At 71.5% G+C, this 14,715-nt stretch carries 11 protein-coding genes; 2 read left to right on the top strand and 9 right to left on the bottom strand.

The window, feature by feature from the left end; translation table 11 throughout:
- The coding region (locus tag ACFXI4_RS44145) for a sigma-70 family RNA polymerase sigma factor (RefSeq protein WP_385003233.1) at positions 1–381 on the top strand (381 nt) is incomplete at its 5' end.
- Between the two features lie 7 nt (positions 382–388).
- On the opposite strand, the gene ACFXI4_RS44150 is transcribed toward ACFXI4_RS44145, so the two are convergent.
- Both ACFXI4_RS44150 and ACFXI4_RS44155 read right to left on the bottom strand, forming a co-directional pair.
- A complete protein-coding gene (locus tag ACFXI4_RS44150; RefSeq protein WP_385003236.1) occupies positions 389–2,635 on the bottom strand; it encodes an FUSC family protein in 2,247 nt (748 codons plus the stop codon).
- A gap of 16 nt (positions 2,636–2,651) precedes the next feature.
- Complete coding sequence (locus tag ACFXI4_RS44155; RefSeq protein WP_385003239.1) at positions 2,652–4,028, bottom strand: NAD(P)/FAD-dependent oxidoreductase; 1,377 nt, start codon at positions 4,026–4,028, stop codon at positions 2,652–2,654.
- Between the two features lie 247 nt (positions 4,029–4,275).
- On the opposite strand from ACFXI4_RS44155, the gene ACFXI4_RS44160 reads away from it, so the two are divergent.
- Positions 4,276–5,085 (top strand): methyltransferase domain-containing protein, encoded by an 810-nt coding sequence (locus tag ACFXI4_RS44160; protein WP_385003242.1) that lies wholly within the window; start codon positions 4,276–4,278, stop codon positions 5,083–5,085.
- Between the two features lie 13 nt (positions 5,086–5,098).
- Here ACFXI4_RS44160 and ACFXI4_RS44165 read toward each other — a convergent pair whose 3' ends face one another.
- The 7 genes from ACFXI4_RS44165 to ACFXI4_RS44195 all read right to left on the bottom strand — a co-directional run.
- Positions 5,099–5,533: an ATP-binding protein gene (locus ACFXI4_RS44165; protein ID WP_385003245.1), complete on the bottom strand. Its 435-nt coding sequence runs from the start codon at positions 5,531–5,533 to the stop codon at positions 5,099–5,101.
- Between the two features lie 97 nt (positions 5,534–5,630).
- The gene (locus tag ACFXI4_RS44170) at positions 5,631–7,535 is read right to left on the bottom strand and encodes an AMP-dependent synthetase/ligase (RefSeq protein WP_385003248.1); all 1,905 of its coding nucleotides are present in this window, start codon (positions 7,533–7,535) and stop codon (positions 5,631–5,633) included.
- A 140-nt stretch (positions 7,536–7,675) separates the two neighbouring features.
- Complete coding sequence (locus ACFXI4_RS44175; protein ID WP_385003263.1) at positions 7,676–8,764, bottom strand: glutamate--cysteine ligase; 1,089 nt, start codon at positions 8,762–8,764, stop codon at positions 7,676–7,678.
- A gap of 106 nt (positions 8,765–8,870) precedes the next feature.
- Entirely contained in the window at positions 8,871–11,081 is a 2,211-nt protein-coding gene (gene glgB / locus ACFXI4_RS44180) for a 1,4-alpha-glucan branching enzyme (protein WP_385003251.1), read from the bottom strand.
- 4 nt (positions 11,082–11,085) lie between these two features.
- On the bottom strand, positions 11,086–12,444 hold the full coding sequence (locus ACFXI4_RS44185) for a maltokinase (RefSeq protein WP_385003254.1): 1,359 nt from the start codon (positions 12,442–12,444) through the stop codon (positions 11,086–11,088).
- A 31-nt stretch (positions 12,445–12,475) separates the two neighbouring features.
- Complete coding sequence (gene treS / locus ACFXI4_RS44190) at positions 12,476–14,194, bottom strand: maltose alpha-D-glucosyltransferase (protein WP_385003257.1); 1,719 nt, start codon at positions 14,192–14,194, stop codon at positions 12,476–12,478.
- A partial coding sequence (locus ACFXI4_RS44195; protein ID WP_385003260.1) for a DUF3459 domain-containing protein occupies positions 14,191–14,715 on the bottom strand: 525 nt, incomplete at its 5' end. The genes treS and ACFXI4_RS44195, both read right to left, overlap by 4 nt.

Here is a 14,715-nt window from a genome sequence, read left to right on the forward strand (position 1 = left end):
AGCAAGGAACCTTCCGTCGCCGACCTCGCCGCCCACACGGGTCTGACCGAGGACGAGGTCAGCGCGGGCATGGAGGCGCTGGAGAGTTTCAGCACCCTGTCCCTGGACGCGGAACTCTCCGTCGGCGAGGACGGGTACAGCCTGGCCGACACCCTGGGGGACTGCGACGGCTCCTTCGACACCGTCGTGGACCGGGAGGCCGTCAAGGAGGGGCTGCGCAGGCTGCCCGAACGGGAGCGGACCATCCTCTACATGCGCTTCTTCGAGGACATGACCCAGAGCAGGATCGCCGAGTCCCTGGGCATCTCCCAGATGCACGTCTCCCGGCTCATCAGCCGCAGCTGCGCCCGCGTCCGGGCCGAAGCCCTCGACAGGCAGTGACCTCCGCTCAGGCGGCGCGCGCCCGGACCGGCACCTTCAGGGGCCGGGCCAGGCCCGCCACCGCCTCGTCGAGGCGCTGCAGATGCCGCAGCACACGGTCGGTCACCCGGCCGTAGCGGGGGGCGCGCAGGGTGCCCGGCTCCAGCATCGCCGCGATGCTGGGGCCGGTCTCGATCTCGCCGCCGGGCCGCCGGCCGTCGACGTGGGCGGCGATCGCCTCGATGTTGTGCACGATCCGCTGCCCCGCCCCGCGCAGCCGCGGATCCGCCGCGATGGCCGGATGGGTGGGCAGCAACTCGGCTGTCGCCGCGAGGGAGCGCGCGTGATAGGCGCATGTCTCCAGGAGCGCCACCAGATAGCGCGCGGTGTCCCGGCGGGACCGCAGCGGGGTGATCGGATGCGTCAACGGCTGCACGGCCGCCCGCAGATCGGCCAGCGCCTGGTCCAGTTCACGGGCCTTCTCCACCAGGTCGGCCGGCGGTGCCCCGCTCAACTGGTCGGCGGCGGCCCGGGTCACGTCGGCCAGCCGGTCCAGCGTGGTGACCAGCAGCTCGTCGGTACGTCGGTCGGTGTGCACCGGCAGCACCACCGCCGCCGCGATCACCCCGCACACCGCGCCGAGTGCCGTCTCCCCGATCCGCAGCACCAGGACGTCCAGGCTGTAGGTGTTGAGCAGGGTGTACAGCAGGCCCAGCATCGCCGTCACGAAGAACGACATCAGGGTGTACGACAGCGGCGCCGAGTAGAACATCGCGAAGATGAACACCAGCACCAGCCCGAACGCCGTCCAGGTGTGGTGTCCGACCAGTCCCGCCAGCCCGATGCCGGCCACCACGCCGAGGACCGTGCCCAGTAGCCGCCGGTAGCCCTTCACCAGGATCTCGCCGGTGGACGCCGTGTTCAGGAACACGATCCAGCAGGTCAGCACGGCCCAGTACCAGCGCTGGGCGGACAGGAACTCGCCACCGACGATGGCCAGCGACGAACCGACGGCCACCTGCACCGCCGCCCGCGTGGTGGGCCGGCGCAGGCCGGAGGCCTCCTCGGTCTGGCTCTCCTCCTCGGCCACCTCGATCGCCGCGTCCTCGGCGTCCAGTTCCTCACGGGACCGGGACGTGGCCGGGGTGTCGTCGGATTCGTCCTGCGGCCCGTCCAGCGCGATCCGCAGCCCCATGACCGCCCGCGCGGCCTCGCCGATCCCCCGGAAGACGTCCTGCACGGCGGGGTCGGCGGGCGGCAGGTTCTCCTCCTCGCGGTAGCCGAGCAGCCGGTTGCGCAGCCGGGACACCGCGGTCCCCGGCCGTGGGGCGACCGACCGCAGCACCAGCAGCCGTAGCGCCTCCAGGTCCAGGCGCAGCTGCTCCAGCGCCTCGTCCCGGGCCGGCAGCGGGGCCACGGAGGTCAGGTGGACACCGGGCAGATGCAGGGTGAGGGTGTCGGCCCGCCGGGCGCTGCGCGCGGTGAGCAGCATCAGCCCGAGCCGTTCGGCGGCGATCTCGGCGTCCGCGATCCGGCGCTGCACCAGCCGGGCCACCGCCTCGTCGGAGGTGCCGTCCGGGAGCCGGCCCTGGATCAGCAGCGCCGTCTCGTGCAGCCGGGCGGTCCTGACCCGGACCTCCTCCACCGCCTTGTCCAGCTCCTGCGGCCCGGCGTCGAGCAACTCGGCCTGCGCGGCGACCAGCTGGGCGAACCGGCCCCGGAAGGCGCGCCGCAGCCGGCCGAGGATGCCCGCCGGAGTCTGCGGCACGAGCACGAAGCGTGCCAGGGCCGCGCCGCCGAAGGCGACGGTGATCACGACGTACAGGCCCGGCAGCGCGGGCCGGGTCGCGTGCACGAACAGCGAGGCGAAGTAGATCTGGAAGCCGATCAGTCCCAGTGCGGTGCCCCGGTCGCCGAACCGCCGGCTGTAGACCGCGCAGAAGATGAGCGCCACGAAGAACAGGTCGCCGATGACGACCCGCTGGTTGAGCAGCGCGCCCAGGGACATCGAGACCAGCGCCACCGGCAGGCCCAGGGCGAGCGTGACCGCTTGCTGGGACCGTGCCTTCTCGCGGATCGCGAAGGTGGCGACCATCGCCGCGATGGCCCCCGCCACCAGATGGGACACGTCGAGCCGCAGCGCCGAGAGGACCGCGAGCGTGAGCGCGATGGCGAGGACCGTCCGCAGGCCGACGGTGAAACGGAGCAGCCCGGGGTCGGCCGCCGCGAGCCGCCCGCGGACCTCCGCCCACGCCGACCGCCCCGATGTGCTCATCCGGCCGCGCCCGGTGTCAGACCGCGGCTTCGCCGGGGCCCTCGGCACGGGCCCGGACCTGCTCCGGGGTCAGATACGAGTTCGTGTACTCGAAGTCCTTGAGCGTGGCGGCCTTGCGGGACTGGAAGCCGGTGCGTACGAAATCGTCGCCGGCCACCGCGTTCAGCAGCCAGTTGGTCGCCACCCGGGTCTTGGCCACGTTGGTGCGCAGCGCCGACCAGTGGTAGCCACGGGCCACCGCCTGGGCGGGCAGCCCGCGCAGTTCGATGCCCAGCGGCTTGGAGACCGCGTCCTTGCCGCCGAGGTCCACCACGAGCCCCAGGTCCTTGTGCACGTACGGCTGGAGCGCCTGGCCCCGCAGTGTCGCGATGACGTTGTCGGCGACCACCTTGCCCTGCCGCATGGCGTGCTGCGCGGTCGGCGGGCAGACCGCGCCGGGCTCGTCCTTCGCCTTGTCCGGTACGGCGGCCGCGTCGCCGAGCGCGAAGACCCCGTCGTGGCCCGGCAGGGTCATCTCGGCGTCGACCGCGAGCCGGCCCCGGACCGTCTCCGCGCCCAGGGTGGCGATCAGCGGGCTGGCGACCACACCGGCCGTCCAGATCAGGGTGTGGGTGGGGACCACCCGGCCGTCGGTGAAGGTGACCTCCTCGGGACCCGCCTTCTCGATCGACACCCCGAGGGAGATCTCGATGCCCCGGCGGCTCAGGATCTCCTGGGCGCTGCGGCCCAGTTTGTCTCCCAGCTCGGGCATCAGCTTCGGCGCGATGTCGATCAGATGCCACCTGATCAGCTTCGGGTCCAGGTTCGGGTAGCGGTGCAGCGCCGCGTGGGTGAGCCGCTGCAGGCAGGCCGCGGTCTCGGTGCCCGCGTATCCGCCGCCGACCACCACGAACTGCAGCCGCGCGGCCCGCTCCACGGGGTCGTCGCTGGCGTCCGCCAGGTCGAGCTGGGAGATGACGTGGTCGCGCACATAGGCGGCCTCGGCCAGGGTCTTCATGCCGAAGGCGTGCTCGGTCAGACCCGGGATGTCGAAGGTCCGGGTGACGCTGCCCGGGGCCAGCACGATGTAGTCGTACCGCTCGTTCACCAGTTGGTCGGTGATGGTGCGGACCACGCACACCTTGGACCTGAGGTCCACACCGATCGCCCCGCCCGGGATGATCCTGGTGCGGTACTTCTTGCTGCGCCGCAGCGAGACGGCGATCGACTGGGGCGTGAGAACCCCGGAGGCGACCTGCGGCAGCAGCGGCAGATACAGCTGGTAGGCGAAGGGTGCCACCAGGGTGACGTCCGCCTCGTCGGGGGCGAGTTTCCGTTCCAGGCGGCGGACGCACCCCACTCCGGCGAAGCCTGCGCCCACCACCAGGATCCTGGGTCGTGTCACGGTGTCCATCCCTTTCCGTTGCTCCAGGGGCCCGGGTCACGCCGTTCGCATGCCCTGGAACGCCTGCCTCGCACCAGTTCGATCCCACCGTGCCCGACGCCGTCGCGCCAGCCGGGCGGAGCAGGCAGACGAACGCGTGGGCTCCAGCATGCCCCTCGATCAAGAGGAGTAACCGGCTGTCGCACGGATATGCGCCGGACCGCTGTCCGGTACAAGGTCGTCCACGGCGATCACGTACGCCAGTAGAGTGCCCGCCATGGCGCAGACCCAGCCCGGAACGGGCTTCCAGCAGCGGCACATCGACCCCGACCGCGTGGCCCCGCTGGTCGGCGCCCTGGACTCCCAGGACGCCAATCCCGGCGTACGGCGGCTGCGTGCCTGGGCCGAGGAGGCGCTGGCGGTACGGCCCGGTGAACGGCTCCTCGACGTCGGCTCCGGCACCGGCTCGCAGACCCGGACCCTGGCCGCCGCGCTGGGCCCGCAAGGCGTCGCGATCGGCGTCGAGCCCAACCCGAGTCTGCGTGCGGTCGCCGAGGAGCGGTCCCCGGGCAGCCGGGTCCGCTTCGTGCACGGCGAGGCGGCCGCACTGCCGGTGCCGGACGGCTCGATGGACCTGGTGTGGTGCGAGCGGGTGCTCCAGCACATCTCCGACCCCGACCGGGCCGTCGCCGAGATCGCCCGGGTGCTGCGTCCCGGGGGCCGGGTGGCCCTGCTGGACACCGACTGGGGCACCACCCTGCTGCACCCCGGCGATCCGGTGGTCGTGCACGCGCTGACCGGGGCCGCCCTGCAGGGCGCCAACCCCTACTCCGGGCGCCGTCTGGTCGGTCAGCTCAGCGCGGCCGGTTTCGTGGTCGACGACCGCGGTTCGCAGGCCCTGCTCCAGGACCACCGCACGGTCGCCTGGCCGCTGATCCGCATGCTCGGCGAGTCCGCCGTGCGGACCGGCGCCCTCACCGAGCAGCAGCGGGACACCCTGTACGCCGACCTCGCCGAGGCGGCCGAGCGGGGGGCGCTGCACATGTCGGTGACGATGTTCGGGGTGGTCGCGCACCGACCCGGGTGACGGTGTCCGCCGCTCACCAGGGCAGGAAGACGTGGATGTCCTTGCCGGTCTCCGTGACGACCACGCTGACCTGGTCGCACAGGGTGTGCAGCAGGTGCCAGCCGACACCGCCGCCGCCGTGCCGGGGATGGAAGGGCCGCGGCTCGGGCTGGACCTGGCTGGTGTCGTGCATGGTGAAGTGCACACCGTCGTAGGTGCGCTGCATCCGCAGCTCGAAGGGCCCCGGCGCGTACTGGACGACATTGGCGGCCAGCTCCGTCACCACCAGCAGGATGTCGTCCCAGTACTCGGGGGCGGTGGGCGGCGATGTCCGGGAGAGGGCGGCCAGGTAGCCGTCCGCGGCCAGCCGGGCACCGGTGACATTGCGCAGCTCGCCCGGGAAGGAGACCGTCCGTTCCAGGGTCTCCTCCGCGGAACGTCCGCGGTCGCGGTGTGGCCCGGTCGCCATGTCGTCTCTCCCGGCCCTCGGGGATCAGGGCCGTCTTCTGTGTCGGGTCTCCCCTCGCGGCGAGTTCCCACTGCCGCTCCGGATACGCGTGCCCGGCTCAGCGGAACACGTCGTCCGGGTCGTCCCAGTCGGCCGGCTCCGCCGAACCCGGCCGGCGAACGGCGCGCGACCGGGCCTGGTACATGGCGTCGATCTCGGCCGCGTAGTGGCGCGCTATGGCGTCCCGGCGCAGCTTCATCGACGGCGTGAGCATGCCGTTGCCCGGGGCGAACGGTTCCTGGAGCACCCGGTAGACCCGGATCGACTCGGAGCGGGAGACCGTGCTGTTGGCGGACGCGATGGCCCGGGCGATCTCCTCGCGCAGCGCGTTCTCCTCGCGCGACTCCCGGCCGGGCGGGTCGCCCGGCAGCGCCAGCGCGCCGCGCCAGTGCGTCAGGAAGTCCGGGTCCAGGGTGATCAGCGCACCCACGCAGGGCCGGTCGTCGCCGACGACCACGGCCTGGTGCACCAGCGGATGCATCCGCAGCCGCTGCTCCAGCGGGGCCGGGGCCACGCTCTTGCCGCTGCTGGTGATGATGATGTCCTTCTTGCGGCCGGTGATGGTCAGATAGCCCTCGGGGTCGAGCCGTCCGATGTCGCCGGTGGCGAGCCAGCCGCCGCGCAGCGCGGCCCGGGTCGTGTAGTCGTCACCCACGTACCCCTGGAACACGGACGGGCCGCGCACCAGGATCTCGCCGTCGTCGGCGACCTGGATCTGGGTGCCGGGCAGTGCCTGGCCGACCGTGCCGGACTTCTCGCGGCCCAGCGGCTGCATGGTGATCCCGCCGCTGGACTCGGTCAGCCCGTAGCCGTCGTGCACGGGAATGCCGATGCCTTCGTAGAACAGGGTGAGTTCACGGCTGAGCGAGGACCCGCCGGAGGTGGCCCGCAGCACCCGCCCACCCAGCACGGACCGCAGCTTGCGGTACACCGTCCGTTCGTACAGGGCGTGTTGGAGCCGCAGGTCGAACCCCGGGCCCGCGCCGGTCGCCAGCCGCTGCCGTTCCTGGGCGGTGGCGAAGTCCCGCGCGGTGTCCACGGCGCGCTCGAACAGGGCGCCCCTGCCGTGCTGGTGGGCGGTGCGCAGGAAGGTCTTGTAGAGCTTCTCCAGGACCGAGGGGACGGCGTACAGATAGGTCGGCCGGAAGCTGCGCAGCGCCGACGCCAGCGCGTTCTCCGTCATCTCCGGCTCGTGGCCCATCAGGAACCCGCCGCGCAGGCACATCACCATCACCATCAGGCCGTACACGTGCGAGAACGGCAGGTAGGCGAGAACGGAGGCCTGTTCGCCCGGGAGGGCGGCGGTGTGCCCCCACCCCGCGAGCAGGATGTCGGGCGGGTACGCCAGACCGCGGTGGCTCAGCGCGCAGCCCAGCGGACGGCCCGAGGTGCCGGAGGTGTAGGTGATCGCCGCCGTGGAGTCCGGCATCACGATCCGCCGCAGCGACTCCACCGTGGTCAGCGGGACGAACACGCCCCGCTGCACCAGGTCGGGCACCGCCCCCGCGTCCAGCTGCCAGACGTGCTTGAGACCGGGCAGGCCCTGGCACACCGTGCCGACGGTCATCACCGCCAGCTCGTCCTCGACCACCACGGCCACACACCGGGCGTCCCGCAGGATCCACTCGACCTGGTCCCGGGCGGAGGTCGGATGGATCGGCACCACCTCCGCGCCCACCGACCACAGCGCCAGACAGAACACCGTCCACTCGTAGCGGGTCCGCGCCATCACGGCCACCCGGTGACCGGGCGAGATGCCCGACGCGATCAACCCCTTGGCGAGATCGACCACTTCGTCACGGAGTTCGACCGCGGTGATCTCCTCCCAACCCGCGGCGGCGGCATCGGGCCGGCGCGCCAGCACCGGCAGGGTCGGGTTCCGGTCCGCCGTCTCGAAGATGCTGTCGGCGAGCCCGCCGGTCAGGGTCGAAGCGGTAGTCGGAGCGAGGGCGTAGTCGCGCATGCGCTGCTCCAGGTTGTACGGAGGGTGACCCTCCCGATCGGTACTGTTGTCGAGCGGGTCGAATCTAGCCCAGGGGAGGGCGGCCCGTGTCAGGAACGGTCAACTCGTTTCCCACCGATGACAGAAGGGATGACCAGAGGTCAGCCCTGGGTACGGCGTACGCACTCGACGACGACGTCCCGCAGGCTCCCCGTGCGCTCCAGCAGCGATCGCTGCTCACCGGCTCCGGTACCCCTGGAGAGCAGCTGTGCCACGGCCTCCTCGACACCGCTCGTGTCACCGCTGCCGGCGAGCGCGTCCGCGGTGTACGCCAACAGCGTGCCCACCACCTCGGCGGCCGGCCGGGGCCGCATGGTCGCCGGATCGAGCAGCTCCTGGTCCAGGCCGGAGCGGGCGGCCTGCCAGGAAGCCAGCCGCAGCATGCTCACACTGTGGTCGAGCGGTGGCCGGCCGGCCCGCCAGTCGCGGGCGGCCGTCTCCACCAGGGCCCGGGCCAGGGTCGCCACGAGGACGGTGGTGTCCGCCCGCAGGCACACGTCCGCCACCCGGATCTCCACCGTCGGGTAGTGCACGGCCAGCCGGGCGTCGAAGTACACCATCCCCGCGTCGAGGATGACCCCGCTGGCCACCATGTCCGCGACCCGGCGCCGGTACCCGTCCGCAGAGCCGAACAGCTCGGTGGGCCCCGCCGACGGACCGCGCGCCCAGAGCAGGCCGCGGAAACTGGCGTAACCGGAGTCCCGGCCCTGCCAGAACGGCGAGTTGGCGCTCAGCGCGCGCAGCACCGGGAGCCACGGCCGCAGCCGGTCCAGGACGGCGACACCCTCCTCGTCGGACTCCACCGACACGTGCACATGGCAGCCGCACACGAACTGGTCCAGCGTGGCGCTGCCGAACCGCCCGGCCATCCACCGGTACCGCTCATGCGCGCTGAGCGCGGGCGTGACCGGCAGCGGGCAGGTGGCGAGCGCCGCCACCGCGCAGCCGATCTCCCCGGCGAGCCGGGCCGCCTCCTTGCGGCAGCGGGCGATCTCGGCGCCGAGGTCCGCCATGTGCCGCTGCGGACTGGTGGCCAGCTCCAGCATCTGGCCGAACAGTTCCTTCTGGAAGACGGCCTGTCCGGGATCGTCCAGCGCGGCACGGTCCAGGACGGCCGCCGACTGGGGCATCGGCTCCCCGCTGTCCGGGTGCACCAGCAGAAGTTCTTCCTCCACTCCGACGGTACGCAGCACCGAGGACCGCCCTCCGGCCGGGCCGCGACCGGGCGCGGCGGGGTCTTTCACCCCGAACTGCCCCGGCCCGGCCGCCCGGACACGTGCCGGCGTCCTCGGCGGCCTACGGGACGACAGGCTCCAGCCACACCGTGCCGAGCGGCGGCAGCGTGAGCCGCACAGCGCCCTCGTCGGCCAGCAGCGGTCCCCGGCTGACGACGTCCCCGCCGCCGTACCGCGCGCTGTCGGTGTTGAGGATCTCGCGCCAGACGACGGCGCTCCCGGGCACGCTCAGCCGGTAGTCGGGACGGACCACCGGGGAGAGGTTGGACACCGCCAGCAGCGGCCGGGCCTCGGCGTCGAACCTCAGGAAGGCGAAGACGTTGTCCTCGGCGGCGTCCCCCACGACCCACTGGAAGCCCGCCGGATCGGTGTCCCGCTGCCACAGCGCGGGGTGCGTGCGGTACACGGAATTGAGATCGCGGACCAGATCCCGGACACCCCGGTGATCGGCCTCGGCGCCGTACTCCGGGTCCAGCAGCCACCAGTCGGGGCCGTGGGCCTCCGACCACTCGCCGCCCTGGGCGAACTCCTGCCCCATGAAGAGCAGCTGTTTGCCGGGATGGGCCCACATGAAGCCCAGATAGGCGCGGTGATTGGCGCGTTGCTGCCACCAGTCCCCGGGCATCTTCGACACCAGGGCCTGCTTCCCGTGCACGACTTCGTCGTGCGAGATGGGCAGTACGTAGTTCTCGCTGTACGCGTACACCATCGAGAAGGTCATCTCGTCGTGGTGGTATTTGCGGTGGACCGGCTCGTGCTGGATGTACTCCAGCGAGTCGTGCATCCAGCCCATGTTCCACTTCAGCCCGAACCCCAGCCCGCCGCTGTCGGTCGGCCGGGTCACCCCGTCCCACGCGGTGGACTCCTCGGCGATGGTCACCACACCCGGCGCCCGCCGGTACACGGTCGCGTTCATCTCCTGGAGGAAGGCCACCGCGGCCAGGTCCTCACGCCCGCCGAACACGTTCGGCGTCCACTGCCCGGAGTCCCGCGAGTAGTCGAGGTAGAGCATCGAGGCGACCGCGTCCACCCGCAGCCCGTCGATGTGGAACTCCTCGCACCAGTACACCGCGTTGGCGACCAGGAAGTTGCGGACCTCCACCCGGCCCAGGTCGAACTCGTAGGTCCCCCAGTCCGGATGCTCGGCCCGCCGCTCGTCCCCGGGCTCGTACAGCGGGTCCCCGTCGAAGCGGGCCAGCGCCCAGTCGTCCTTCGGGAAGTGGGCCGGCACCCAGTCCATGATCACGCCGATCCCGGCCCGGTGCAGGGCGTCGATCAGGTGCTTGAAGTCGTCCGGGGTGCCGAGCCGCGAGGTCGGCGCGTAGAAGCCGGTGACCTGGTAGCCCCAGGAGCCGCCGAAGGGGTGCTCGGCGACCGGCATGAACTCGACGTGGGTGAAACCCAGGTCACCCACGTACGCGGGGAGTTGCTCGGCCAGGTCGCGGTAGGTCAGGCCCGGGCGCCAGGACGGCAGGTGCACCTCGTACACCGAGAACGGAGCCTCGTGCACCGGCGTGTCGCCCCGGTGCGCCATCCACTGGGCGTCGCTCCACTCGTGGCGGGAGACGGCCACGACCGACGCGGTCGCCGGCGGCACCTCGGTACGGCGCGCCATCGGGTCGGACTTGAGGAACCGGCCGCCGTACCGGGAGGTGATCTCGAACTTGTACCGCGCGCCCTCGCCGACGCCCGGCAGGAATAGCTCCCAGACCCCGGCCGCGCCCAGCGAACGCATCGGGTACTGCGTGCCGTCCCAGCACGTGAAGTCCCCGGTCACCCGCACGCCCTGGGCGTTCGGCGCCCACACCGTGAACCGGGTGCCGGTCACCCCCTGATGGGTCATCGGCTCGGCACCGAGCGCCTTCCACAGCTGCTCGTGCCGCCCCTCACGGATCAGATGCAGGTCGAACTCCCCGAGCGCGGGCGGGAAGCGGTACGGGTCGTCCACCTCCAGCTCGTCGCCGTCGCCGTATGTGACGAGCAGCGTGTACGCGGGGAGCTCTGCGCAGGGGAGTACGGCCGCGAAGAACCCGTCGTCCTCCGGCGCCAGGGGGCTGCGCACCCCGTCGACGAGCACGCTCACCGCGCGGGCGTGCGGGCGCAGCGCGCGGACGAGGATGCCGCCGCCGTCCACCGGGTGGGCGCCGAGCAGAGCGTGCGGATCATGGTGGGCGCCCGCCAGCAGGCGCCCCCGGTCGGCGGCGTCCAGCGGCGGCGCCGACGCACGGGACGGGCCGGAGGGCTCGGGCAGCAAGGAGTCGCGCAGGGCCATGAGGTCAGCCTCCCCAGCGGGCGAGCCGCTCGATCGCGGCCATCGGAACCGGAAGCCAGGCCGGCCGGTGCCGGGCTTCGTACACCACTTCGTACACCGCGCGGTCCGTCTCGTGGGCGCGCAGCAACGCGTGCTTCTTCCGCGGGTCCCAGCCGGCCCGGGCAGCGTAGCCCGCGCAGTAGGCCTCCCGGCAGCGGCGGGCCCACTCCGGGCGCCAGGGCCTTCGCTGCCGGGCCGCGTAGTCGAAGGACCGCAGCATGCCGGCCACGTCCCGCACCGGCGACTGAGTGCTGCGCCGCTCCGCGAGCGGCCGGGACGGCTCGCCCTCGAAGTCGATGACGAACCACTCGCGGTCCGCCCGCAGCACCTGCCCGAGATGCAGGTCGCCGTGGATCCGCTGCGTGTGCGGTCCCGCGTCGCAGCTGGCGAGCGCGTCGAAGGCGCTCCGCAGCCCCGGCACGTAGGGCCGCAGCGCCGGCACCGCGTGCGCGGCCTCCTGAAGCCGCACCGACATGGCCTGCGCGGTCGGTCCGTGTTCGTCGTGGACGGCGGACGGGAAGGCGGCGGCCAGCGCGAGATGCACGTCCGCGGTGGCCCGGCCCAGTTCGTGCGCCTCGGTGGCGAAGTCGTCCCCGGCCGCGAGCGCGCGCAGGGCGAGGGTCCAGCCGTCGGCCGCGTCCGGCAGGAAGGGCTGCAGTACCCCGAGGGTCGCCGGGCTCGGCTCGCTGGTGCCGAACCAGGCCACCGGCGCGGGCACCCGGGCACAGCCCTGTGCGGCCAGCGCCCCGGGCACCTCCAGATCCGGGTTGATGCCGGGCTGGATCCGCCGGAACACCTTGAGAATGTAGGAATCGCCGTACACGAGTGAGGAGTTGGACTGCTCAGCGGCCAGCAGCCTGGGCGTGAGTCCACCAGGTATTTGGGTCCGCGGGGCGGTCTCGAAACGCAGTGGGCCGACCGTCCCGGGCATCCGCAGCCGCTCCAGCAGCAGTTCGGCGGCGCGGGGGTCGTGCAGGGCGTCGTACACGGCGAGTCCGGCCAGCGGCCCCTCCTCGGCGCGGCCGATGTACGCCCGCTCCAGCCGGGGCGTGCGGTGTTCGCGCACGCCGAGCAGGAGCTGGTAGCAGTCGCCGGAAGGGGCGCCGTCCCCGCCGGGGGAGTGGTCGGCGTGCACGAGCAGATGCAGACAGCCCGGGAAGAGTTCGGTCAGGGAGAGTACGGAGAGATCCGTGACGGGCCGGTCCTTGCCCGCGAACCAGCGCTGCCGGGGCAGCCAGTCGCGCAGCAGCCCGCCCAGCGAGGCCAGCGGCAGATCGAGGCCGGTGGCCGCCGTGTCCCGGGGGAGGTCAACGGTCTTCGTCATGGTGACGCGTCCTTTCCTCGGCTCCGCACGCTCAGCGCCGACGGCCGACGGAGGAGGCGACTCGGGGGAGCCGGAACCAGTAGAAGCCGTGCCCGGCCAGGGTCAGCAGGTACGGCAGCTCGCCGATGGCCGGGAACCGCACCCCGCCGATCAGCTCCACCGGATGGCGGCCGTTGAAGCGCCGCAGGTCGAGTTCGGTGGGCTGGGCGAACCGGGAGAAGTTGTGCACACACAGGACGAGGTCGTCCTCGTACTCCCGCAGGAAGGCGATCACCGCCGCGTTCGACGACTGCAGCTCGGTGTAGGACCCCAGTCCGAAGGCAGGATTCTGCTTACGGATCTCGATCATGCGGCGGGTCCAGTGCAGCAGCGAGGACGGGGACGACATCGACGCCTCGACGTTGGTGACCTGGTAGCCGTGGACCGGGTCCATGATCGTCGGCAGGAAGAGCCGTCCCGGGTCGCAGGTGGAGAACCCGGCGTTGCGGTCCGGTGTCCACTGCATCGGGGTGCGCACCGCGTCGCGGTCGCCGAGCCAGATGTTGTCGCCCATGCCGATCTCGTCGCCGTAGTAGAGGATCGGCGAGCCGGGCAGGGACAGCAGCAGGGCGGTGAACAGCTCGATCTGGTTGCGGTCGTTGTCGAGGAGGGTGGCCAGCCGCCTGCGGATGCCGATGTTGGCGCGCATCCGCGGGTCCTTCGCGTACTCGGCCCACATGTAGTCGCGTTCCTCGTCGGTGACCATCTCCAGGGTCAGCTCGTCGTGGTTGCGCAGGAAGATGCCCCACTGGCAGCCGGAGGGGATGGCCGGCGTCTTGGCGAGGATCTCCGAGACCGGGTAGCGGGACTCACGGCGTACCGCCATGAAGATCCGCGGCATCACCGGGAAGTGGAACGCCATGTGGCACTCGTCGCCGCCCTTTTCGTAGTCGCCGAAGTAGTCGACCACGTCCTCGGGCCACTGGTTCGCCTCGGCCAGCAGCACGGTGTCCGGGTACATCGCGTCGATCTCGCGCCTGACCCGCTTCAGGAACTCATGGGAGGCCGGCAGGTTCTCGCAGTTGGTTCCCTCTTCCGCGTACAGGTAGGGCACCGCGTCCAGCCGGAAGCCGTCGATGCCCAGATCCAGCCAGAACCTCAGCGCGGCCAGGACCTCCTCCTGGACGGCGGGGTTCTCGTAGTTGAGGTCGGGCTGGTGGGAGAAGAAGCGGTGGAAGAAGTACTGACCGCGCACCGGATCGAAGGTCCAGTTGGAGACTTCGGTGTCGACGAAGATGATCCTGGCGTCCTGGTACTGCTTGTCGTCGTCGGCCCACATGTAGTAGTCGCCGTAGGGTCCGTCGGGGTCCTTGCGCGACTCCTGGAACCACGGGTGCTGGTCGCTGGTGTGGTTGACGACGAAGTCGATGATCACGCGCATACCGCGCTGGTGTGCGGCGTCGACGAACTCGACGAAGTCGGCGAGGTCACCGAATTCGGGGAGTACGGCGGTGTAGTCCGAGACGTCGTAACCGCCGTCCCGCAGCGGGGACTTGAAGAACGGGGGGAGCCAGAGACAGTCGACGCCGAGCCACTGGAGGTAGTCGAGCTTCGCGGTCAGACCCTTCAGGTCGCCGATGCCGTCACCGTTGCTGTCCTGGAAGGAGCGGACGAGGACCTCGTAGAAGACGGCGCGTTTGAACCAGTCCGGGTCCCGGTCCTTTGCGGGAGTGTCCTCGAAGGTGTCCGGGACGGGGTCGTTGACAGTCATGACGCGCTGGGCCCTCCGTTCGCAGGTGTGGGTCGCCCTACCTGGAGCACATGTGCCGGCGCCTGGCCGGGTGTCAGACGCACGTAGTTGGTCCTGCCCCATGAGTAGGTCTCGCCTGTCAGTTCGTCCCGCACGGACAGGGCGGAGCTGCTGTCCAGGCCGAGTTGCGGCATGTCCAACGAGACCGTGGCCTCCTGGGTGTGGTGGGGGTCGAGGTTGACGACCACCAGGACCGTGTCAGCCCCGGCGCGCTTGCTGTACGCGATGACGGAGTCGTTGTCCGTGGAGTGGAAGCTGAGGTTGCGCAGCTGCTGGAGCGCGGGATGCCGGCGCCGGACGGTGTTGAGGCGGGTGATGAGGGGGGCGATGCCCTCGGTGTCGGCGCGTGTCCAGTCGCGGGGTTTGAGCTGGTACTTCTCGGAGTCCAGGTATTCCTCGCCGCCCTCTTTGAGGGGGGTGTTCTCGCAGAGTTCGTAGCCGCTGTAGATGCCCCAGGTGGGGGAGAGGGTGGCGGCCAGGAC

The sequence above is a fragment of the Streptomyces sp. NPDC059224 genome (assembly GCF_042754285.1).
Lineage (GTDB): Bacteria > Actinomycetota > Actinomycetes > Streptomycetales > Streptomycetaceae > Streptomyces.

Excerpts from the sequence above, each read along its gene's own strand:
- ACFXI4_RS44150 (WP_385003236.1), bottom strand. The coding sequence starts at position 2,635 with ATGAGCACATCGGGGCGGTCGGCGTGGGCGGAGGTCCGCGGGCGGCTC.
- ACFXI4_RS44155 (WP_385003239.1), bottom strand. The coding sequence starts at position 4,028 with ATGGACACCGTGACACGACCCAGGATCCTGGTGGTGGGCGCAGGCTTC.
- ACFXI4_RS44160 (WP_385003242.1), top strand. The coding sequence starts at position 4,276 with ATGGCGCAGACCCAGCCCGGAACGGGCTTCCAGCAGCGGCACATCGAC.
- ACFXI4_RS44165 (WP_385003245.1), bottom strand. The coding sequence starts at position 5,533 with ATGGCGACCGGGCCACACCGCGACCGCGGACGTTCCGCGGAGGAGACC.
- ACFXI4_RS44170 (WP_385003248.1), bottom strand. The coding sequence starts at position 7,535 with ATGCGCGACTACGCCCTCGCTCCGACTACCGCTTCGACCCTGACCGGC.
- glgB (WP_385003251.1), bottom strand. The coding sequence starts at position 11,081 with ATGGCCCTGCGCGACTCCTTGCTGCCCGAGCCCTCCGGCCCGTCCCGT.
- ACFXI4_RS44185 (WP_385003254.1), bottom strand. The coding sequence starts at position 12,444 with ATGACGAAGACCGTTGACCTCCCCCGGGACACGGCGGCCACCGGCCTC.
- treS (WP_385003257.1), bottom strand. The coding sequence starts at position 14,194 with ATGACTGTCAACGACCCCGTCCCGGACACCTTCGAGGACACTCCCGCA.